This is a genomic window from Coprococcus intestinihominis (assembly GCF_040096555.1).
Taxonomy (GTDB): domain Bacteria; phylum Bacillota; class Clostridia; order Lachnospirales; family Lachnospiraceae; genus Coprococcus_A; species Coprococcus_A intestinihominis.
This window is the reverse complement of sequence record NZ_JBBMEK010000015.1, coordinates 1-21142: the sequence shown is the minus strand read 5'-3', so window position 1 is coordinate 21142 and position 21142 is coordinate 1. Positions and strand designations below refer to the sequence as shown.

Genomic DNA, 21142 nt, shown 5'->3' with positions numbered 1-21142 from the left:
TTCACCTCCTGGTAATAAAATGAACTGGTTGCCGTCATTTACATAACGGTGTATACACGCCTATTGCGCACACTTGCATATTATAACAAAGGCAATCATCCTTGTCAAGAATTTTTCTTTAAATTTTCTCAACATACGACGATTGCCTTTTGTCATCCTGTATTTTTCTGTTTTATATCCGCACTTCGACAGTTTGTTCCACCGGAATATCCAAGGACATAATCTTGTCTTTGTATGTCTCATACTCCTCCGGCAATATCCGCCAGGACAGTCCACATCCGGCGCTGATTTCTCCCGGGAGCGGAATCAGCCGTCCCGGAATCCCCTCCTCGCTGCACTTCTTCTCCATGGCCATAGCTGCCGTTGTAGTCTTAAATGTCAATATCATATAATTCTTCTTTTGACGCACGATACACCGCCATCCTGTTCTTCCATGATTCTATATTTTAAATTATGGTTTAACGATCAGATCCGCCTGCATCATTTTCTCAGTGATCACATACATATTGGTCACGCCGCCGACTTTCAGTTTCTCTGTCAGACCGTAATGATTCAGGCAGGTACCACATGTCAGGATTTCCACACCATTTGCTTCAAGCGACATCAAATCTTCCAGCGTCGGTGCCTCTTCACATGTCAGTTTTGCACCGCCATTATAGAACAGAATTGTCTTTGGAAGTTCATCCTGCTGAGACAGGGCATAGATGAAACCCTTCATCAGAACAGCACCCAATTCATCATCCCCGCTGCCCATACAGGAAGATGAAATAACAACGACTTTATTGCCCTTTCTTCCGTCCGGTATACAGGTTTCTTCTGTTCTTACTTCTTCATCAGCTTCAACTCCTGCCTCATCCGCTGATTCTCCGATGGTCATAATCACTCTGTACTGGTTCTCGCCCAGTTTTTCTGAACGGACGCCATAGTTCTTCTGCTGTGCCATCTTTGTCAGATTCTGGACGGCAATTTCATTGTCTACCAGTGTTTCTACCATTCCTGCACCACTTAATTCTTTAATGGCATTTTTTGTCTTAACAACAGGGATCGGGCATGCATCACCCATGGCATTAACGACTTTTAACATAATAGTTTCCTCCTTGATTAGCTCATATTGGCCTGATGATTTATTCTACAACTATTTCAGGCGCCTCACTATTCTTTTCCAATAATGTTCCGACAATCTTCGCCGGAAGACCTGCATTTTGTAATTCAGCTTCAAGTGCCTCGGCCTGTTCGGCTTTGACTGCAGCCAGAAGGCCTCCTGATGTCTGCGGGTCGAACAGGATTTCTTCCATAGAGAATGGAATATTTCTGAACTCGACAAATGGGCCTGTGTGATTTCTGTTGCGCTGACCGGCCGCTGTCAGCAGAAATTCGTCCGCATGACGATGGGCCTCTTCAATGACCGGTACTTCTGAAGCGTCGATACAGCAGTTCAACTTGCCGTCCAACATTTCATGCAGGTGTCCCAGAAAACTGAACCCGGTGACATCTGTACAGGCATGCACATCGTATTTTCTACAGATCTCCGACGCATATTTGTTCAAGGTCGTCATGGACCTGATAGCTTCATGCATGGCTGCCTCAGATGCTTCGCCAACCCGGTTAGCCGTACAGATAATGCCAACACCCAGCTTCTTAGTCAAAATCAGCTTATCCCCGGGCTGACCCTGATTATTGGCCAATACTCTGTCCGGATGAACCACTCCCATAACAGACAAGCCGTATTTCACATCGCTGTCTGCGATAGAATGACCTCCGGCCAATGTGCCACCGGCTTCTATGACCTTCTCTGAACCACCTCTCATAATCTCACCCAGAATATTCAAATCCATCTTCTCAGGGAAGCAGACAATATTCAGCGCTGTCTTGACCTCCCCGCCCATGGCATAAATATCGCTGAGCGCGTTAGCAGCAGCAATCTGTCCGAATGTATAAGGATCATCCACCATCGGTGGAAAGAAATCCAATGTCTGCACAATGGCCGTATCATCGGAAATCTTGTATACCGCAGCATCATCCCTGCTGTCATACCCCACAAGCAGAGATGGATCCTGTTCACCCCTTGGAAGTTTTTCCAGTACACGGCTCAGAACCCCCGCACCGAGCTTGGCGGTACATCCGCCGCCTTTGCAGAAAACAATTTTTTCTTCCATATTAATAGCCACACCTTCTCCCCCTTCAGGCACGCATTTAAAGACATGCCAAAGGGTATTCTGCTTAAGATAAAGGAACCGCATGCATGCAGTCCCTTTACTCTGTTAATTAAAATAAACTAATTCATCTTCCGGTGCTGCGCATTCTACAACTTCTGTTGCATAAAGCACAGGACCTACACCGCCGTATTCTCTTCTGCGTTCATAATGCATATTGGCTGTCAGTGTCACCCAATCACCATTCTTTAAATTATCAAGTTCAGGGTATTTACACAAAAAACCGATAAAGCGGATATCCTCCGCACAGCATGTCATGGCTTTACGGCCTGGTACACAGAAATTCTTCGGCAACTTACGGTTCTTCATGATCCTTGCTGTAAAGCGAACGGTCTTGCCTTCATAGCGATCCTTGTCATCTGCTACATCCATATACCAGATGCCGTAATCATCATCTGTAATGTCAATGATCGGTGCATTCAGATCATATGGCGGGATATCCTTGCCCAGTTCGATCATTCGGCCGTCCTTGTGCTCAAACATCATCTGGACATTGGAATTCAAAGCCTTCAGATTTCTTCTGAACATCGGCAGATCCTGTTCTTCAGAACATCTGTTGAAGATAACCAGCTCTGTACACTTGATCATATTGCCGATAATGGACTTCATGTTGTTCAGATAAACAGCAAAGGTACTTGCATCAATCATAGTCACGATCTGATAAATCTCCCATCCTCTTGGCATATCCACGCTGAGAATTGTATCCGGGTCCCACATGCCGTTGTATTCCACAAAAACCCGCTTCGGTTTGTAAACATTCTTGCAGTTCTCAAGAAAATCTGCCGTCAGTTCCTCTTCTTCATCCAGTGTCACCGTATCGATCTTGCAGGCCAGTGTTGCCTTCTCATCAAGTTCAACTTCGCCTTCCTCGCATGAGATCAAAAGGCCTCTTTCACCATCCGCGAATTCACCGCTTTCAAAGATTTCCTGAAGGAAAGAAGTCTTGCCACTCTCAAGGAAACCTGTTATCAGGTATACCGGTACTTCCAGTTTATCCATCTCTATCACCAAACTTTCTATTTATTCGTATTTCTTTTTCTATTCATTATCATATCAAATAAATCTATGAAATTCAAGTCGAAAAGGGCTGCTGCAATGCTAACTGCAAAACCCGCCCCCCCATTTTAACCAACAATAAAATACCAAAAGCCGAATCAGTGAGCAAAATCATTTGCCTGCCAATTCGGCTTTCCCGGATAAATTCAAATATTTTACAGTCTGATTTTATTTCTTCGCACAGGCAGTGGCTACCCGTACCATAATTGGCAAAGAAATAAAAATAGCAATTGTTCCTACCGCCAAAAGGATTGGAAACTTCGCCGGCCAATATACAATGTTCCCCGAATTGTACATACACCATACACTATTGAACAGAATTTCAATAAATGAGAAAATCAACACTCTTACAACATATTCCAATGTTTTATTCTTAATTCTTTTTGTCCATGATGCCACCCAATCCATCACCGGTGCAAAATAGTTAATGGCTACCGCAATAGCAAAGGCCCCCACCCAGGCAGGAAATACCGTAGCCGGTGTCATTGGAGCTCCTAATAACTACATTGCCGATGTATTCAGGACCCATGACATGATAAACCCCATACCTGTTTCAAGAATTCTGCCAAATTTCTTTTCATTATTGACATCCCCCATCCTTCTCTACTGTTATCCCAATAAAGCACGCACTTCATCCACCACATAATCAGAAAATACATCATACTGTTTGTCCGCATTTTCAGCTGTCGCAGCTGCCGGATCACCAAAGTAAGCATCCGGTGCACCACATTCAATAAAATCTTTTGCCCCCGCACCAATTCTCTCAAAAAGGAACTCGCCTTCATAATTCGGCTTCAATGATGCGATCTGCGCTTTATCCAGTAATTCCGGATAACGCATCAAACCAAATCCTGTTTCTGATTCACCTGCATGGAGGTCATATGTTGGATGAATACCATTAAAATATGCTGCTGCGCCACCTTCAACAACGCCTTTGTCAAACCACGCCGAATAGGTACCATTGACCTTGTTGTTTTTCTTTTTCGCATTCTCAATACCTCTGACAACTGCCGCAGCATTACCCGGGTCAGCATGTCCAGATACAACCATGATATTATAAAAGCCACTCCTTGCCAGGCTGAGACATATATCCTCTAACAGCATCTCGACAGTCTCCACCCTAAGAGATGTATTTCCAGGAAATACATTTGTCACATCTGCTGCACAGTACGTCACCGGCGTTGCAATGATAGATTCAATCCCCTCTTCCTGCAGCTTTCTTGCTGCTCTTTCGCACAATTCCAATCCGCTGCGAAAATCTGTCATCAATGGCAGATGCGGACCGTGCACTTCCGTCGGTCCCAATGGAATAAATGCAAGATTGCATTTTGGCTGTAATTCCTTAATTTTTGTAGATGTCATTTTGTAAAGATAATTCAGTGCCATACGCTTTCTCCCCTACTTTATGATTTTGTTTTGCCTGGTTATATTCTTTCGATATACCATTATACCGATATATCGGTATAATGGTATATTACTTTATTGTTATAACTATGTCAATTAACATAACTGCTAATAAGTTGTAGATGTTTTTGTACAATATAACGATGAATTTCCAAAACACTTCAATCACGTTGAAACTCTCTGCCATTTCGTTTATAATAAACACAGTATGTATAATTAAGGAGGCTATTCCTATGTCACTTTTTCTTAAAGATGAAGCCTATGAACAGTTAGTCCAAATGATTGACGATGGAAAATTCGAATATGATAAAAAATATTCCCTGAATCAAATTGCTATAGAATTGAACATGTCTAAGACACCGGTACGAGATGCTATTCAGAAATTAGCCGATGAAAAGCGCATTGACATTCTGCCAAGCCGCGGTATTCAACTTCATATGCCAACCGCTGATGAAGTCAAGCAGCACTACCATTTCAGTAACGCCATTGAAGGTTATTGCGTGGCCGAACTCGCCAAAGCCTACGCCAAAAATCCCAAAAATATTTATGTCCGCAGATTGAAATATATTATGCAGGATATGAAAGCCTATCTTGATGAACAGACAGATTTCGGCGAATATTTTGCACTGGATCGTCAATTTCACATAGAACTGATTGACTCTCTTCAAGATCCTTATTTTTCCAGCTTAAAATCTTCAGGCATGGGATTTTTAAATCATCCTGAACTGCAGCTCAATGAAAAAGTACCTCGTCAAGATGTCTATGCCTGCCATGAAAAAATTCTGGATGCAATCTGTAAAGGTAATCATTCGGCTGCTTTTGATGCCATGATGGAACATGCACAGCTCATGACCAACCAATTATAAAAGCATTGTTACTGCAGTTCTTTATAACCAAAATAGAACATGCTTTGCAAATCTCGCATATTACCATACATCGATAAAAAGACCGATATTCCAGGAATCTATCTTCCTGGAATATCGGTCTTTTATTTTTATGCTATTCATCTTATATGTTATTTCATGTACACTTACAGCATAAACAGCTTCTCAAGCTTAGCTTCATCAATCTTGGAGCCGATGACACAAAGACGGCCTGTATATTCCGGCTGACCTTCACGGATCTCGTATTCTTCAGGAACCATATCGAAGTATATCCATGTACCGTCCTGGCTTGGCAGCATACCCTTTGCACGAAGGATAATACCGTATTCATTGTTGTCAGCGGAAAGCGCCTTCAGAATTGTCTCCACTTCTTCCTTTGTATACTTACGAGGTGTCTCTTTGCCCCAGCTTGTGAAGACTTCATCTGCGTGATGGTGGTGATGGTGATCATGATCGTGGTCATGACCGCATCCGCAATGATCGTCATGGTCATGGTCGTGATGATGTTCATGTTCATGATCGTGGTCATCGTGATCATGATGATGTTCATGCTCATGATCGTGATCATCATGGTCGTGATCATGGTGGCCGCCGCATACAGGACAGATATCCTCTTCAGCCATCACCATATCAGCCAGAGACACCGGTTTCTCCATAGCCGCTAAAAGCTGTTCACCTGTCAGTTCATCCCAAGGTGTTGTGATCACTGCCGCGTCCTTGTTGTGTTCTCTGATCATAGCAACACAGGCTTCCAACTTGTCCTGCTTCATATTCTGGGTACGACTGAGCACGATGGTGTGTGCGCTCTCAACCTGGTTGTTGTAGAACTCACCGAAGTTCTTCATATACATCTTGCACTTGTTGGCATCTGCAACTGTTACAAGGCTGTTCAGTTCAATCGGTGCATCTTCTGCCACACCCTGAACGGCTTTGATAACATCTGATAACTTGCCGACACCTGACGGTTCAATGATGATCCTGTCAGGATTAAACTTCGTGATCACATCCTTCAGCGCTGTACCAAAATCACCAACCAGTGAGCAGCAGATACAACCGGAGTTCATCTCTGTGATGTTCACACCTGCATCCTTTAAAAATCCGCCGTCAATGCCGATTTCACCAAATTCATTCTCAATCAGGACAACCTGCTGTCCCTTTAATGCTTCGCTAAGAAGCTTCTTAATCAGTGTTGTCTTTCCTGCTCCAAGGAAACCGGAAATAATATCGATCTTTGCCATAAGGCATGCCTCCTTCTTCATCTATCAATCATCTTCTGTCAACGTCAAAAACATACAGGATTCTGTCCTGCTGACAAGACATCTTATCCCGCATCTTCCTATTTTAAAGCGTCCCTTTTATAAAATCAATACCATTGCGCTAAAGTTTATGAAATTTTTTGATTTTTCTTCTCATTTCAGCTATAATGGTCTATATTGCAGCTATCGAATTTCAACATATCTATTGAAGGGAGAAGGTTTTTATGCCTCTTACACATATCAATGACCAGGGACGTGCCCGAATGGTAGATGTCTCCGAGAAAGCCATCACGCATCGAATCGCTGTGGCCGCCGGCAGTATTTATATGCAGCCGGAGACCTTACAGGCTATCATCGACGGACAGATCAAGAAAGGCGATGTACTGGCTGTCGCCCAGGTAGCCGGCATTATGGCTGCCAAACAGACATCCGCAATCATCCCGATGTGCCATCCTCTGATGCTGTCAGGCATTGATATCCATTTTGAGACCGACACAGAGGAAAATGCCGTCCACATCAAGGCCTCCGTCAAAACAACCGGCCAGACCGGCGTGGAAATGGAAGCCCTGCATGCCGTTTCAGCTGCTGCACTGACCATTTATGACATGTGCAAAGCTATAGACCGTGGCATGCATATCACAAATCTTCGGGTGATCGAGAAAGACGGCGGCAAATCCGGCCATTTCACACAGCAGTAACCCTCCATATATCACCGGACATTTAGCTTCTTTGTGCAAATAAAAGTAAAATGTAACTGTTCAGAGCCAAGCAAAATTTCAAAAAACAGGTATAAAATGCTTGCATTTTTAAGACTGTTTTTTAAATTTTATTTGGCGGATACGCCACACCGACGAAATGCGTAGCATTTTGGAGGTTAGCTCTGAACAGTTACAGTAAAATATACCTAATCAACGAAAACGAGGTTATCAACATATGATCAAAGGAACCATTACATCTATCAACATATCCAAAGAAAAAGGTGTGGTTAAAACCCCTGTTGACACTGCCATCTGCAAATGCGATCACGGCATTGTCGGGGACGCCCACGCCGGCAACTGGCACCGCCAGATCAGCCTTCTGGCTCAGGAGAGTATCGACATCATGACTGAAATGGGTGTTGAAGGCCTGACGCCGGGGCAATTTGCAGAGAATCTGACAACAAAGGACATCTGTCTCTATGAACTGCCTGTGGGCACTCGTCTTCAGATTGGTGAAACCATTCAGGAAGTTACCCAGATTGGCAAGGAATGCCACAAAGGATGTGCCATTCAGCAGAAAGTAGGCAAGTGCATCATGCCTACCCAGGGAATTTTTACCAAAGTCATCAAAGAAGGAACCATCCATATAGGAGACACCATTTCTGTTCTGTAAGTTTTTGTGTTTTTCCTCAAGGATTTTATCCTTTAAGCCATTCATATTTTGTAACTGTTCAGAGCCAAGCAAAATTTCAAAAAACAGGTATAAAATGCTTGCATTTTTAAAACTGTTTTTGAAATTTTATTTGGCGGATACGCCACACCGACGAAATGCGTAGCATTTTGGAGGCTGGCTCTGAACAGTTACCATATTTTTTATTTTTTTACAGAAAAGTGTGTAAGATTTCCGACACACTTTTCTTATTTGTCTACTATTCTTCAAACAATTCTGACATATCAAAGATGTATCATGATTATATTCCATAAAGTTTCACAATTCTAACATACGTCAAATGGGAGAAAATTAATTCTCTTCTACAGACCGTTAATCAAGTTTTACCAGTTTCAAATACAACTTAAACACACTTTTAGGGCATAATATCCACAAAGCTGTGTTCAATTTGTGAATTTTCATTATTTTTTCGACATTTGACAATTGCCTTTGACGAGACTAAAATTGTGAACAGCCCGAAAGGGAAGTGAAAAGGAAGTGAATAAATATGGATGAGCTGGTAAAAAATCTCATGGAAGAATTAAACTGTGATACAGCTTTTACGATTCCGATTTTCGGCGGCATACCGGTGGCTGAATCAGTTTTTGTAACATGGTTAATCATGGCTGTTGTGATTCTCCTGTGTGCGATTTTTGTCAGAAACCTGAAGGTCACAACCCCAGGTAAAGGACAGCTGCTTCTTGAAACGGCTGTCAGTGGTATTTATAGCTTCTTCGAAGATATCCTTGGCGAGAAAGGCAAACGTTTTATTCCTTATTTAATGAGTGTGGGAATTTATATCGGTATTGCCAATCTCATCGGCATTCTCGGTTTCAAACCACCGACAAAGGATATCAATGTAACGGCTTCACTGGCAATTCTCAGCATCATTTTGATCGAGCTGTCTGGTGTTTTGGCTAAAGGCGGCTGCGGCTGGCTGAAAAGCTTCGCAGAACCGATGGTTGTCATTTTACCGATCAACATCCTTGAGATTTTCATCAGACCACTTTCATTATGTATGCGATTATTCGGCAACGTTCTTGGCTCGTTTGTCATTATGGAATTGCTGAAGATGGTCGTCCCGGCCATCCTGCCGGCGGTATTCAGCTGCTACTTCGATATATTCGACGGGCTGATCCAGGCATACGTTTTTGTATTCCTGACCGCATTATTTATTAAAGAAGCTATCGACTGATCCTCAATGATCCGTCAATTTTAAAAGAAAAGGAGCGAGTTATTATGTCAGCAACATTATTCGTAGCAATTGGTGCAGGTATTGCAGTATTAACAGGTATTGGTGCCGGTGTTGGTATCGGTAAAGCAACTTCTTCCGCAGTAGACGCTATCGCAAGACAGCCTGAAGCAGAAAGCAAAATCAGTAAATCTTTGCTTCTTGGTTGTGCCCTTGCCGAAGCAACGGCTATTTACGGTTTCGTTATTGCCCTGTTGATCATTCTTTTCCTGAAATAATTATTGCGATATTTAATAGAACTTATGGAACAGTAAGAATGAGAGGCAGGTGCAGCTATGTTAAGTTTGGAACCCTGGACAATCTTCTGGACCGTCGTCAATGTCCTTGTCCTTTTTGTTGCACTTCGGCATTTTCTGATCAAGCCGGTCATGGGTGTGATCGAGCAGCGAAACGAAATGATCAGGCAGCAATTTAATGCTGCACAGAAAACGCAGGATGAAGCCAACAAAATGAAAGCCGACTATGAGCAGCAGCTTGACACTGCTAAAGAACAGGCCGCCGATATTATCGCAGCTGCCCATGTTCGTTCCGAAAAAGAACACAGCAAGGCGATTGCTGATACAGAGGCTGAAAGAGTCAAAATGCTGGCTCAGGCCCGTGAAGATATTGAAAAAGAACAGGCAAATGCCAAGAAAGAACTGCAGTCACAGATCATGGATATTGCCATGCTGGCTGCAAAGAAAATTATTATGACAGGTGATCAGTATGACGCAAAGAGCGGTAAATAATGCAATTGTTCTGTATGAGCTGGGTATTACGTCTGAAGAACTTCAGACTGCCCGTGAGATCACAGAAAAAGTTCCTGCACTTTTGAACGTTCTTCGGAGTCCCCTTGTGACATCTGAGAAAAAACATCATCTGATTGAACGCGTCTTCGACGGCTCCGGTCTCCCCCGCCATCTGATCAACTTTTACAAGGTCATGTGCAATGACGGCGGAATTGAAGAACTGGCAGACATCTATGCTGAATGGCAGAAAATCTGGGATACTTCTCATAACCGTGTACGGGTTGAATGTGTTTTTGCCGAAACACCATCCCCTGAAAAAGAAAATGAAATAAAAGCTTTCCTCTCACGGAAGTATCCCGGCAAAGAACTGATTTATCAGATCAACATAAATCCTTCTCTCCTGGGCGGTGTGCGCATCCGTATCGGCAACGAAGAATACGATTGGACATTTGCAGCACGCATCCGTCAGCTGAAGGATGCCGTTGGACAGATTTAAAACTCTGAAAGAGGTGATAATGTGAGTGTCATTAGTGCAGACGATATTATATCGATTATAAAAAATGAAATAGAAAATTACGACTGGGACAATGAAGCCAAAGAGACCGGTGAAGTCATCTGGGTCGGCGATGGTATTGCCATAGTTTACGGTATCGACCATGCGATGTACGGCGAAATCGTTGTCTTCGATGGCGGCGTTAAAGGTATGGTACAGAATATCCGTCGAAATGAAATCGGTTGTATCCTTTTTGGCCACGACGAATCCATTCGTGAAGGCTGCAAGGTCATCCGTACAGGCAAAAGAGCCGGCATTCCCGTCGGTGATGCCTTTAAAGGAAGAGTTGTCAACGCCCTGGGTGAACCTATCGATGGCAAAGGTGATATTACTTCCACTGAATATCGTGCCATCGAGGAACCGGCACCGGCGATCATTGATCGTCAGCCTGTTGATACACCATTGGAAACAGGTATCCTTTCCATTGACTCCATGTTCCCAATCGGCCGTGGTCAGCGTGAATTGATCATCGGTGACCGTCAGACAGGTAAAACTTCTATTGCAGAAGATACAATCATCAACCAGAAAGGCAAAGGCGTTGTTTGTGTGTACGTTGCCATCGGTCAGAAAGCTTCTACCGTTGCAAGAGTTGTCAACAACCTGGAAAAACATGGTGCCATGGAATATACCATCGTTCTGGCTTCCATGGCCAGCGACTCCTCTTCTCTTCAGTACATCGCACCATACGCAGGTACAGCGCTGGCAGAATACTTTATGTACAAAGGACAGGATGCCCTGATCGTCTATGATGATCTGAGCAAACATGCCGTTGCATACAGAGCCATCTCCCTTTTGCTGGAGCGTTCTCCCGGACGTGAAGCTTATCCCGGTGATGTGTTCTATCTGCATTCCCGTCTTCTGGAACGTGCCAGCAGACTCAGTGAAAAACTTGGCGGCGGATCATTAACAGCCCTCCCTATTATTGAGACACAGGCCGGTGACTTATCCGCTTATATTCCAACCAATGTTATTTCCATTACAGATGGTCAGATTTTCCTTGAAAGCCATCTGTTTTTCTCAGGTATGCGTCCTGCTGTCAGCGTTGGTCTGTCTGTATCCCGTGTCGGCGGTGCTGCTCAGACAAGCGCTATGAAGAAAGCTTCCGGCAGTATCCGTATCGATCTGGCGCAGTATCGTGAGATGGAAGTTTTCACCCAGTTCGCATCTGATCTGGATGATATTACAAAGCAACAGTTAAAACACGGCCATGCCCTTCTTGAGCTTTTGAAGCAGCCGCTCGGTAAACCGCTTCAGCTGAACCAGCAGGTTATTACCCTTCATCTGGCTAACAAAGGTTACTTTGATGATGTGGAGCTCAAATCTGTCAAGAAATTCCAGAATGACCTTCTGGCATGGTTTGATCTGCATCATGCAGATATATGTGAAGCCATTCAGACAGGTGGTCAGCTGACAGATGAACTGAAAAAGCAGATTGATGAAGCCGCTGAAGCCTTCAAACAGCAGTAAGACAGGAAGGAGGCGTATCTGATATGGCAAATGCCAGAGAAATCAGAGACAGAATGAGAAGTATACAGGACACGATGAAAATCACCAATGCCATGTATATGATTTCCTCGTCGAAACTGAGAAGAGCAAAAAAAGCGTTAGCGAATACAGAGCCGTATTTCTATACCCTTCAGTCCACCATGAGCCGAATCCTTCGTCATCTTCCCGAAATGCATTCAGAATACTTCCGTGATCCGAATGCTGTCATAGATGAGCATACCATTCGCCGTGCCTATGTGGTCGTCACTGCGGATAAAGGTATGGCCGGTGCCTACAACCACAATATCCTCAAGCTGGCTGAAGAGCATATTCAAAACGATAAAAACGCAAAATTATATGTCATTGGTGAAATCGGCAGACATTATTTCCAACAGAAAAAATTACCGATTGCCCACCAGTTCCACTATACCATTCAGAATCCGACATTAAGCCGTGCCAGAAATATTTCTGAGACACTGATCGATGCTTATCGTACAAAAAAGGTAGATGAAATCTATCTGGTCTACACAAGCATGAAAAATGCCATGACAGAAGAAGCACAGTTCATGCGTCTTCTTCCCCTTGAACGTCCGGATTTCATGATCAAAGATATCCCCGTCGATCTTCCGATGGAACACATCGCCATGAAACCGTCACCGGAAGCCGTCATGGGACAGATCGTACCGGATTATATCGTCGGTTATATTTACAGTGCCCTTGTAGAAGCTTATGCCAGTGAGCAGAATGCCCGTCTGATGGCGATGCAGGCTGCCGCTGATAACGCATCTGCTATTCTTCAGGAGCTTGGAACACTTTATAACAGAGCCCGACAGGCCGCTATTACTCAGGAAATCACTGAGGTCATTGCCGGTGCCAAGGCTCAGAAAAAAGGAAAAAATTAAAAGGAGGTGTCCGATATGAAAAAAGGAAAAATTGTACAGGTCATGGGACCTGTTGTCGATGTAGAATTCGAAGATGATGATCTTCCATATATCAAGGATGCCCTTGAAGTTGATAATAATGGCCAGAAATGTATCATGGAAGTTTCACAGCATATCGGTAATCACACAGTCCGCTGTGTTATGCTCTCCGCCAGTGAAGGTCTTTACCGTGATATGGAAGTTATTGCTCCCGGCGGCGGTATCAAAGTTCCTGTCGGCGAACAGACCCTTGGCCGTCTTTTCAATGTCACAGGTGAAACCATTGATGGCGGCGAAGAATTAAAAGATGTGGAGAAATGGTCTATTCACAGAGATCCTCCTGCTTTCGAAGATCAGAATCCTGTAGCTGAAGTGCTTGAAACAGGTATCAAAGTTATCGATCTTCTGGCACCATATGCCAGAGGCGGTAAAATCGGTCTGTTCGGCGGTGCCGGTGTTGGTAAAACAGTCCTTATCCAGGAGCTGATCCGTAATATCGCAGCTGAACAGGGTGGCTACTCTATCTTCACCGGTGTTGGTGAACGTTCCCGTGAAGGCAACGACCTTTGGTCCGAAATGAAAGCTTCAGGTGTTCTTAAAAAAACAGCCCTGGTGTTTGGTCAGATGAATGAGCCGCCTGGTGCCAGAATGCGTGTCGCTGAAACCGGTCTGACAATGGCTGAATATTTCCGTGATCAGGAGCACCGAAATGTCCTTCTGTTCATCGATAATATCTTCCGTTTCTCCCAGGCAGGTTCCGAGGTATCTGCGCTGCTTGGCCGTATGCCTTCTGCCGTTGGTTATCAGCCGACACTGGCTACTGAAATGGGTGAACTTCAGGAAAGAATCGCTTCCACAAAAAATGGCGCTGTTACATCTGTACAGGCCGTTTATGTACCTGCCGATGACTTAACGGACCCTGCTCCTGCAACAACATTTGCCCATCTGGATGCCACAACTGTTCTTTCAAGAAAAATTGTAGAACAGGGCATTTATCCGGCCGTCGATCCTCTTGAATCCTCCTCACGAATTCTTGAACCGGATATCGTCGGAGAGGAGCATTATGAAGTTGCCAGAAAGGTACAGGAAATTCTTCAGAGCTACAAAGATCTTCAGGATATCATCGCTATCCTGGGTATGGAAGAATTGTCCGATGAAGATAAGATTACCGTTTATCGTGCCCGTAAGATCCAGAAATTCCTGTCTCAGCCATTCCACGTGGCAGAAAACTTCACAGGCATCAAAGGTGTTTATGTACCTATTGAAGAAACCATTCGTGGTTTTAAAGCCATTATCAGCGGTGAAATGGATGATTACCCTGAAAATGCGTTCTTTAACGTGGGCACCATCGATGATGTGAAACGTGCAGCTGAAAAAATGCAGGCTTCTGTCAAATAGAAAGGCAGGCGTTTCTAATGAGTGATATGTATAATCTGCGAATCATCGCAGCAGACAGGGTCTTCTATGAAGGTCCCTGCCTCTCTCTGATCGTTCCCGCTTTTGACGGTGAGAAAGAGGTTTTAGCCCACCATGAATCCATGGTTATTGCCGTCACGGACGGAGAAATGCGTTATAAAACGGAAGACGGTACCTGGCATATCGGTTATGTTGGCCGCGGTTTCGTCCAGATTGCCAACAACCGTGTCCTTTTGCTGACAGAAAGTGCAGAAAAACCGGAAGAAATCGATGTTCGCCGTGCCGAAGAAGCCAAAGAAAGGGCTCTGGAACAGCTGCGTCAGAAACAGAGTATTCAGGAATACTACCATTCCAGCGCTTCACTGGCCAGAGCCATGGCTCGTTTGAAAACATCAAGACAGACAGCCGGCAAGATCCGTATTTAACCGGCGGCTGTCTCTTCAATAGCTATATACTCTTTCTTTTTATACACGTTCTTTCGCTTCAGCAATCACAGAAAAAAGGCCTGTAGCTGGCATCCGCTGCCAGTGCATCTCTTAGCTTCCGGGCTGCAGAGCTTAATACCTTTGATTCATCCGTCACCAGACAAATCTGGCGTTTTGGGATTTCTTCCTGAAGATGGATCTGGCACACCTCTCCCCTTGCAATGTAATCTGCTGCCAGGTCATCCGGGCAAAAACCGATACCCAGATTATAGCGAACCATCAGACGAATCTGGTCTGTGGCTGCCACCTCAATCTCCGGATGAAAAGATAAATGCTGATTCATAAAATACTGTGTATAAAACATTCTTGTCCCAGTCTCCGGGGGAAGTGAGACAAATGGATAGCTCATCAATTCATTGAGACTGCGCGTCTTCGATGCCAGCTCTCTGTACTTCGAGCCGCCGATTAAAACATCCTGAAAAGTCATCAGCGGTGTTTTATGAAGCGGTTTCTTTATGTCCACCGGTGTGGAAATCACAGCAAAATCAATTTTGCCCTCTCTTAGTGCCTGTATAGTCTGCGGTGTAGAATAACTGGAAATTCGAAAATGGATTTTCGGATGTTCTTCATGAAAACTGCCTAATCGCTCCAAAAGCATTAACCTTAAAGCCGTCTCACTACTTCCGATAGTCACAAGCCCATTCTCAATATTCAGCGTCTTCTTAATCTCCTCTTCTCCCCGTTCCAGATTATTCATGGCTGCTGACACATACTGAAATAGTTGTTCTCCAATCGGTGTCAACGATACCCCTCTGTTGCTTCTCGCAAACAGCCGGCATCCAAGCTCCGCCTCCAGATTATTCATCGAACGGGTTACATTAGGCTGATTATTGCCAAGAAGCTCTGCAGCTTTCGTAAAATTCTTACTCAAAGCCACATAATAAAAGGTTTTGTAGTAATCAAGATTCATTCTGTCAATTCCTCTCTAATGTTCAAGCCTTGCTTGATGTTATATTGCTTTGATCTATTTCTCCTTAATCTACTCATAACGCAAAGTATAAAACAAAATTTGCAAACAGACAATAACTTTCTTTATCAATTCATTTTTTTATTTACTTTTGTATACAAATACTGTATAATAAAACTGAATTTGCTAGGGGTGCTTAATTGCTGAGAGGCCTGTGCCGACCCTTTGAACTTGATGTGGATAATCCCAACGCAGGAAAGCAATGTAAATGAACTATTTATGGTTATATGCTATGATGATTGATTGCCTCAATTATCTTTTTATTTATAAGCAACCATAAGTAATGAATACACATGTACCTAATCGGGAGTCCTGCTTCATTTCTTAGCAGAGCTCCTTTTTCATTTAAACTAAATCATTCATCATTCAATAAACTATATGGTGTCTCGAAGAACTGTCAATTTATGGGCAGGTGCTTCAACGACCGCCGGTACTTAGGCGTTGTCTTTTAACGCCTTATGTACCGCTGCGAGACGTTGGCAGTGAGAACGGCCTGCCATAAATTGACAGTTCTTTGAGACGCCTTCGTTTAAGGAGGAAATTTATGAAATTAACAGAAATCTTATACGAAGACGTCAAAGAGATCTGGGACGGCTATCTGAAGCATCCTTTTGTCTCTGGCATCGGTGACGGCTCCCTTTCCCTAGAACGTTTTCGTTTTTATATGCTCCAGGACTATCTTTATCTCTATGACTATGCCAGAGTTTATGCCCTGGGTATCGTCAAGTCCCGTGAACCGGAGATGATGCAGTTCTTCTCACAGCTTGTGAACGACACATTAAACGGTGAGATGGACATCCATCGCGGCTATATGGCCCGCCTTGGCATTACCCCGGAAGAAGTAGCGAATGTGAAGCCTTCTATCATGAACACTTCCTATACCCACTATATGCTGGAAGTCGGACACAATGAAGGCATTCTGGAACTGCTTGTTTCCATTCTCTCCTGCTCATGGAGCTATCAGATGATCGGAGAAGCACTGAATCAGATTCCGGGAGCCGCTGACCATCCATTCTACGGTGACTGGATCAAAGGCTATGTTTCTGAAGAATATGTGGCCTGCAACCAGAGCATCCTGGACACCGTTGATCGTCTCGGTGAACACTGTTCTGAAGCAGATATCGCCCACCTCAAAGATATCTTCAAGACATGCAGCCGCTTTGAAGCATTTTTCTGGGATATGGCCTGGAATATGACGCTTTAGACCGCACGCAAAACTTTTACCAAGGAGTATTCTAAAATGTTAGAATTTCAACATGTCACCTTTCAATATGACAGCGAAGATTTCAATATCATTGACGATCTTTCCTTTACCGTGGAACCCGAGGAGTTTATTTCAATTATCGGTATCAGCGGCTGCGGAAAGAGTACGATCTTCAAGCTGACCAACGGCCTTTTGAAAAGGAAAAGCGGCAATATCCTTCTGAACGGGCAGGATATTGCTTCCGTGAAACATGCTGCCGGCTATATGCCCCAGAAGGATCTGCTCTTTCCATGGCGCACCATTGAGAAGAATCTATGCCTTCCCATGGAAATTGCCAAAGTTCCTCAGTCAGAACAGACACAGCGTGTTTCTGATATTCTGAAGGAAGTCGGACTTTCTGATTATGCCGCCAAGTATCCAAAGGATTTATCCGGCGGTATGCGTCAGCGTATCTCTTTTGCCCGAACACTTTTAACAGATGCTGATCTTCTGCTCTTAGATGAGCCCTTCAGTGCATTGGATGCATTAACCCGAATCAGCATGCAAGAATGGCTGCTGAAGCAATGGCAGCATTTCCACAAAACAATTATGTTTATCACCCATGACGTAGAAGAAGCCATCTTTATGTCCAGCAAAATTTATCTGGTCAAGCAGACACCGATCCATGAGCTGGAAGTTCTAAAAGTTCCCATGGATTATCCTAGAAACCGCAATGATATGGGACGACCGGAGATTGTCGAATTAAAAGAATATCTGATCGATCAGTTGAGAAAGCAGGTGATTATATGAGAAAATATTTACCGCCGCTGATTCTCTTCTTTCTTCTTTTAATCGGCTGGCAAGCATTGGCACTTGGCATCAATGCCGCCTATATTCTTCCGACACCGATCCAGGTTATCCAGAAGTTATGGGAACTGCGTGAACCGCTGTTCATGGTGCATCTGCCGGCTACCATGTCCGTTACCTTCATCGGTCTTGGCATCTCCGTCGTCCTGGGTCTGGCATTGGCCATCGCCATGGACATGCATGAAGGCATCCGCCGTACCCTTTATCCGCTGGTCATCGCCTCCCAGACGATCCCGACAACAGCCATTGCGCCGCTGTTTGTTCTCTGGTTCGGCTATTCCATCTGGAGCAAAGTTCTGGTAACAGTACTGATGACCTTTTTCCCGATCACCATCACGGTTTATGACGGTTTTCAGTCCACGAAACGTGAAATGGAGGAATTGATGCTCAGTTTCAATGCCAGCAAAATGGATATTTTCATGAAATTGAAACTGCCGAATGCACTGCCTTATTTCTTCTCAGCCATCAAAATGGCGATTCCGATCAGTATCATCGGTGCGGCCATCGGAGAATGGCTGGGTGCACAAAGCGGTCTTGGTTATTTCAGCAAACGTATGCTGACACAGCTGGATGGTGCCGGTGTCTTCGCCCCGATTGTCTTATTATCCGCAGTGGCTATGTTGATTGTCGCGATTGTCGGTATTATAGAAAGAATTGCGATCCCATGGCGAAAAGAACTGTAAATACAATGATCGAACACCTTTAGAACAACACCCTCTATGAAAGGAGTTTTACAAATGGATATCAACAAAATCAAAGAATTAGCAGAAGTTTATCTGCAGGAGCAGGTAGATTTGCTGATGCGCTTCACCTCCGTTGACAGTGAGTCGAATTATGTAGAAGGCAATAGGCAGGTCATTGATATGGCCCGGGCTGTCCTTGAAACCATCCCCGGTGTGACAATGGAAGAAATGTTCTTTGAAGGATGCGGCACCCATCTGATCGCCCGCATCAAACCGGAACATCCGGAAGGCAAAATCATCCTGAATTCGCATATGGATACCGTCTTCCCTGTTGGCTATGCAGCCAAATTCCCGCCTTATGTCGATGAAGACAATTGGCTCCACGGCCTGGGAAGCGGTGACTGCAAAGCCGGGTTCGCCGTTTCTGCCTATGCTGTCAAGATCGCCAGCGAATTAGGCTTACTGCCAAACAAAGAAATCGTTATGCTCTACAGCTGCGATGAAGAAATCGGTTCCATTACCAGCCGCAAGGTCTTCGAGAAAGAAGCACCTGGTACAGAATGTGCTTACATCTTCGAGAGCGCTGCCAAAACAGACAAAGGTTACGGTGTTGTCAGCCAGCGTAAAGGTGTTATCCTGGGTGCTCTGGATATCAAGGGTGTTGAAGCCCATGCAGGCGGTGCTTATATGGCAGGGCACAGTGCCGTCAAGGAACTGGCGCATAAGATTCTCAAGCTGTACAGCTTCAATGACTATGACAGAGAGATCTACTATAATGTAGCACCAATCTCCGGCGGGCGTCCGAATGGTATCGTTGCCGGTGATGCCCATATGGAATTCTGTGTAGCAGGTCTTCCTGACAATGGTCCTTCCTTTGCCGAAGCCGAAGCCAATATCGAATCTCTGGCCGCTTCCAATGAAGATCCTGTATGTGAAACAACTGTTTCACACCGTATTCTGTTCCCTGCCCTTGAGAAGAACGAAATGGGCCACAAAGCTTTCCAGATTGCTGAAAAAGCAGGTCAGCTCCTCGGTATTACCATGGAAGAAATTGCCGAACCGACAGCAACAGATGCCAACTGGTTCTATTCCTTCGGTGTGCCGGCCGTTGACGCATTCGGTCCTGTGGAATCCGGCATGCACACAACCGAGGAAAAGGTCTATATTCCAACAATCACCGAGAAAACCGCACTTTTTGCAGCTATGCTGGGTATTATGAAAGAAGAACAATAATTCAGTGGCTTAGATGTCAATTCTAAGCGATCACTAATAAAAAAGGGGTTATATTATGAAAAAGATGAAAAAATTTTCTGCACTTTTCCTGACTGCTGCTATGACGCTTTCCATGGCTGCCTGCGGCAATTCTTCCGCAGGCACATCCACTACTGAGGCTGCTTCAAATGCTTCAGAAAGTACTGCTGAAACACAGACTGACACAGCATCTTCAGAAGCTGCTGAAAGCACAGCATCCAACGGTGACCTTGAAGATTTCAGCATTGTCCTTGACTGGTATCCGAATGCGGTGCATTCCTTTATCTACACTGCCATCGAAAAAGGATACTATGCGGAAGAAGGACTGAATGTACATGTACAGTTCCCGGCCAATACAAATGATGCCATCACGATGACAGCGGCCGGACAGGCGGATGCCGGTCTCTACTACCAGCCAAACATCATCTCTACTGCAACAAATCAGGATGTTCCTGTCAGAATTCTCGGTACAATTGTGCAGCATCCGCTGAACATCGTCATGTCTATGAAATCCGGCAACATTACCTGTGCCAAAGACCTGAAAGGCAAAATCATCGGCTATCCGGGCACTGTCGACAATGAATATTTTGTCAAAGCGATGATGGAACACAATGGACTCTCCTATGACGATGTGACGATGCAGGATGTGGGCTTCGACCTGAATACATCCCTGATCAGTGGCAATGTAGACGCTGTCATCGGTACCTATATTAACCACGAATATCCAGCTCTTCAGAAAGAGGGCTACGACGTGACTTATTTCGATATTACAAAAGAAGGCTGTCCGGATTATGAAGAGCTTGTCCTTGTCACCGGTGAAAATCAGGTCAAAAACGAAAGTGACAAACTGGCCCGCTTCATCCGCGCTTCCAGAAAAGGCTTCCAGGATGTCCTCGATGATCCACAGGGCTGCCTGCAGATTCTTCTGAACAACCAGGACAAAGCCAACTATCCTCTGGATTCAGAAGTTGAAGAAAAGAGTATGGAAATCCTTCTTCCTCTGATGGCTGACAACAGCGCTGACTTCCTGACTATCAACAAAGAAAGCTGGCAGAATACAGCTGACTGGCTGCTGAAGATGGGCATCATCACAAAGGCTGCTGATATCGATGCACTGGTAACGGATATTCCA

Annotated in this window: 24 protein-coding genes and 1 riboswitch; of the genes, 16 read left to right on the top strand and 8 right to left on the bottom strand. The window is 44.5% G+C overall.

All coding sequences use genetic code 11. The features are described from left to right. Positions 1 to 172: 172 nt before the first annotated feature. The 6 genes from WMO25_RS02410 to WMO25_RS02385 form a co-directional block, all read right to left on the bottom strand. Positions 173 to 409 (bottom strand): putative Se/S carrier protein, encoded by a 237-nt coding sequence (locus WMO25_RS02410; protein WP_117529101.1) that lies wholly within the window; start codon positions 407 to 409, stop codon positions 173 to 175. 42 nt (positions 410 to 451) lie between these two features. Next, on the bottom strand, positions 452 to 1084 hold the full coding sequence (gene yedF, locus WMO25_RS02405) for a sulfurtransferase-like selenium metabolism protein YedF (protein ID WP_349083890.1): 633 nt from the start codon (positions 1082 to 1084) through the stop codon (positions 452 to 454). Positions 1085 to 1124: 40 nt separating this feature from the next. After that, positions 1125 to 2156, bottom strand: coding sequence for a selenide, water dikinase SelD (selD, locus tag WMO25_RS02400; protein ID WP_208728894.1), 1032 nt, complete (start codon positions 2154 to 2156; stop codon positions 1125 to 1127). 105 nt (positions 2157 to 2261) lie between these two features. Further along, positions 2262 to 3212 (bottom strand): TIGR03943 family putative permease subunit, encoded by a 951-nt coding sequence (locus WMO25_RS02395; protein WP_349083896.1) that lies wholly within the window; start codon positions 3210 to 3212, stop codon positions 2262 to 2264. 225 nt (positions 3213 to 3437) lie between these two features. Further along, positions 3438 to 3755, bottom strand: a complete 318-nt coding sequence (locus WMO25_RS02390) for a hypothetical protein (protein ID WP_349083888.1) — start codon at positions 3753 to 3755, stop codon at positions 3438 to 3440. 123 nt (positions 3756 to 3878) lie between these two features. Continuing rightward, positions 3879 to 4655, bottom strand: coding sequence for a creatininase family protein (locus WMO25_RS02385; protein WP_117529099.1), 777 nt, complete (start codon positions 4653 to 4655; stop codon positions 3879 to 3881). Positions 4656 to 4906: 251 nt separating this feature from the next. On the opposite strand from WMO25_RS02385, the gene WMO25_RS02380 reads away from it, so the two are divergent. Next, a complete protein-coding gene (locus WMO25_RS02380) occupies positions 4907 to 5539 on the top strand; it encodes a GntR family transcriptional regulator (protein ID WP_181967016.1) in 633 nt (210 codons plus the stop codon). A 164-nt stretch (positions 5540 to 5703) separates the two neighbouring features. Here the strand turns inward: WMO25_RS02380 and WMO25_RS02375 are convergent, their stop codons facing one another. After that, positions 5704 to 6795: a GTP-binding protein gene (locus WMO25_RS02375; protein ID WP_349083885.1), complete on the bottom strand. Its 1092-nt coding sequence runs from the start codon at positions 6793 to 6795 to the stop codon at positions 5704 to 5706. 242 nt (positions 6796 to 7037) lie between these two features. Between WMO25_RS02375 and moaC the strand changes: the two genes are divergently transcribed. From moaC to atpC, 10 genes are all read left to right on the top strand, one after another. Further along, complete coding sequence (gene moaC, locus WMO25_RS02370) at positions 7038 to 7511, top strand: cyclic pyranopterin monophosphate synthase MoaC (RefSeq protein ID WP_117528314.1); 474 nt, start codon at positions 7038 to 7040, stop codon at positions 7509 to 7511. A gap of 235 nt (positions 7512 to 7746) precedes the next feature. Next, complete coding sequence (locus WMO25_RS02365) at positions 7747 to 8184, top strand: MOSC domain-containing protein (RefSeq protein ID WP_349083884.1); 438 nt, start codon at positions 7747 to 7749, stop codon at positions 8182 to 8184. Positions 8185 to 8728: 544 nt separating this feature from the next. Then, on the top strand, positions 8729 to 9415 hold the full coding sequence (locus WMO25_RS02360; RefSeq protein ID WP_349083882.1) for a F0F1 ATP synthase subunit A: 687 nt from the start codon (positions 8729 to 8731) through the stop codon (positions 9413 to 9415). Between the two features lie 44 nt (positions 9416 to 9459). Beyond that, positions 9460 to 9690 (top strand): ATP synthase F0 subunit C, encoded by a 231-nt coding sequence (gene atpE / locus WMO25_RS02355; RefSeq protein ID WP_015513717.1) that lies wholly within the window; start codon positions 9460 to 9462, stop codon positions 9688 to 9690. Positions 9691 to 9747: 57 nt separating this feature from the next. Further along, on the top strand, positions 9748 to 10200 hold the full coding sequence (atpF, locus tag WMO25_RS02350; RefSeq protein ID WP_349083880.1) for a F0F1 ATP synthase subunit B: 453 nt from the start codon (positions 9748 to 9750) through the stop codon (positions 10198 to 10200). Then, on the top strand, positions 10178 to 10696 hold the full coding sequence (gene atpH / locus WMO25_RS02345; RefSeq protein WP_349083878.1) for an ATP synthase F1 subunit delta: 519 nt from the start codon (positions 10178 to 10180) through the stop codon (positions 10694 to 10696). The genes atpF and atpH overlap by 23 nt, the downstream gene beginning before the upstream one ends. 21 nt (positions 10697 to 10717) lie before the next feature. After that, positions 10718 to 12220 carry a F0F1 ATP synthase subunit alpha gene (atpA, locus tag WMO25_RS02340; RefSeq protein ID WP_349083876.1) on the top strand — a complete coding sequence of 501 codons (1503 nt, stop codon included), beginning with the start codon at positions 10718 to 10720 and terminating at the stop codon, positions 12218 to 12220. 23 nt (positions 12221 to 12243) lie between these two features. Then, positions 12244 to 13140, top strand: a complete 897-nt coding sequence (atpG, locus tag WMO25_RS02335; protein ID WP_349083875.1) for an ATP synthase F1 subunit gamma — start codon at positions 12244 to 12246, stop codon at positions 13138 to 13140. Between the two features lie 15 nt (positions 13141 to 13155). Beyond that, positions 13156 to 14556: a F0F1 ATP synthase subunit beta gene (gene atpD, locus WMO25_RS02330; RefSeq protein ID WP_349083874.1), complete on the top strand. Its 1401-nt coding sequence runs from the start codon at positions 13156 to 13158 to the stop codon at positions 14554 to 14556. Between the two features lie 17 nt (positions 14557 to 14573). After that, the gene (gene atpC / locus WMO25_RS02325; protein WP_349083873.1) at positions 14574 to 14999 is read left to right on the top strand and encodes an ATP synthase F1 subunit epsilon; all 426 of its coding nucleotides are present in this window, start codon (positions 14574 to 14576) and stop codon (positions 14997 to 14999) included. Positions 15000 to 15057: 58 nt separating this feature from the next. Here the strand turns inward: atpC and WMO25_RS02320 are convergent, their stop codons facing one another. Beyond that, on the bottom strand, positions 15058 to 15969 hold the full coding sequence (locus WMO25_RS02320; protein WP_349083871.1) for a LysR family transcriptional regulator: 912 nt from the start codon (positions 15967 to 15969) through the stop codon (positions 15058 to 15060). Positions 15970 to 16144: 175 nt separating this feature from the next. Then, positions 16145 to 16241, top strand: a riboswitch (TPP riboswitch). A gap of 329 nt (positions 16242 to 16570) precedes the next feature. Here WMO25_RS02320 and tenA point away from each other — a divergent pair. The 5 genes from tenA to WMO25_RS02295 form a co-directional block, all read left to right on the top strand. Next, positions 16571 to 17230, top strand: a complete 660-nt coding sequence (tenA, locus tag WMO25_RS02315; RefSeq protein ID WP_117541199.1) for a thiaminase II — start codon at positions 16571 to 16573, stop codon at positions 17228 to 17230. 36 nt (positions 17231 to 17266) lie between these two features. Next, positions 17267 to 18019, top strand: coding sequence for an ABC transporter ATP-binding protein (locus WMO25_RS02310; protein WP_117528296.1), 753 nt, complete (start codon positions 17267 to 17269; stop codon positions 18017 to 18019). Further along, on the top strand, positions 18016 to 18759 hold the full coding sequence (locus tag WMO25_RS02305) for an ABC transporter permease (RefSeq protein WP_215689770.1): 744 nt from the start codon (positions 18016 to 18018) through the stop codon (positions 18757 to 18759). The genes WMO25_RS02310 and WMO25_RS02305 overlap by 4 nt, the downstream gene beginning before the upstream one ends. Positions 18760 to 18813: 54 nt before the next feature. Next, positions 18814 to 19992, top strand: a complete 1179-nt coding sequence (locus WMO25_RS02300; RefSeq protein WP_256166911.1) for a M20/M25/M40 family metallo-hydrolase — start codon at positions 18814 to 18816, stop codon at positions 19990 to 19992. A gap of 55 nt (positions 19993 to 20047) precedes the next feature. Beyond that, the coding region (locus tag WMO25_RS02295) for an ABC transporter substrate-binding protein (RefSeq protein WP_349083868.1) at positions 20048 to 21142 on the top strand (1095 nt) is incomplete at its 3' end.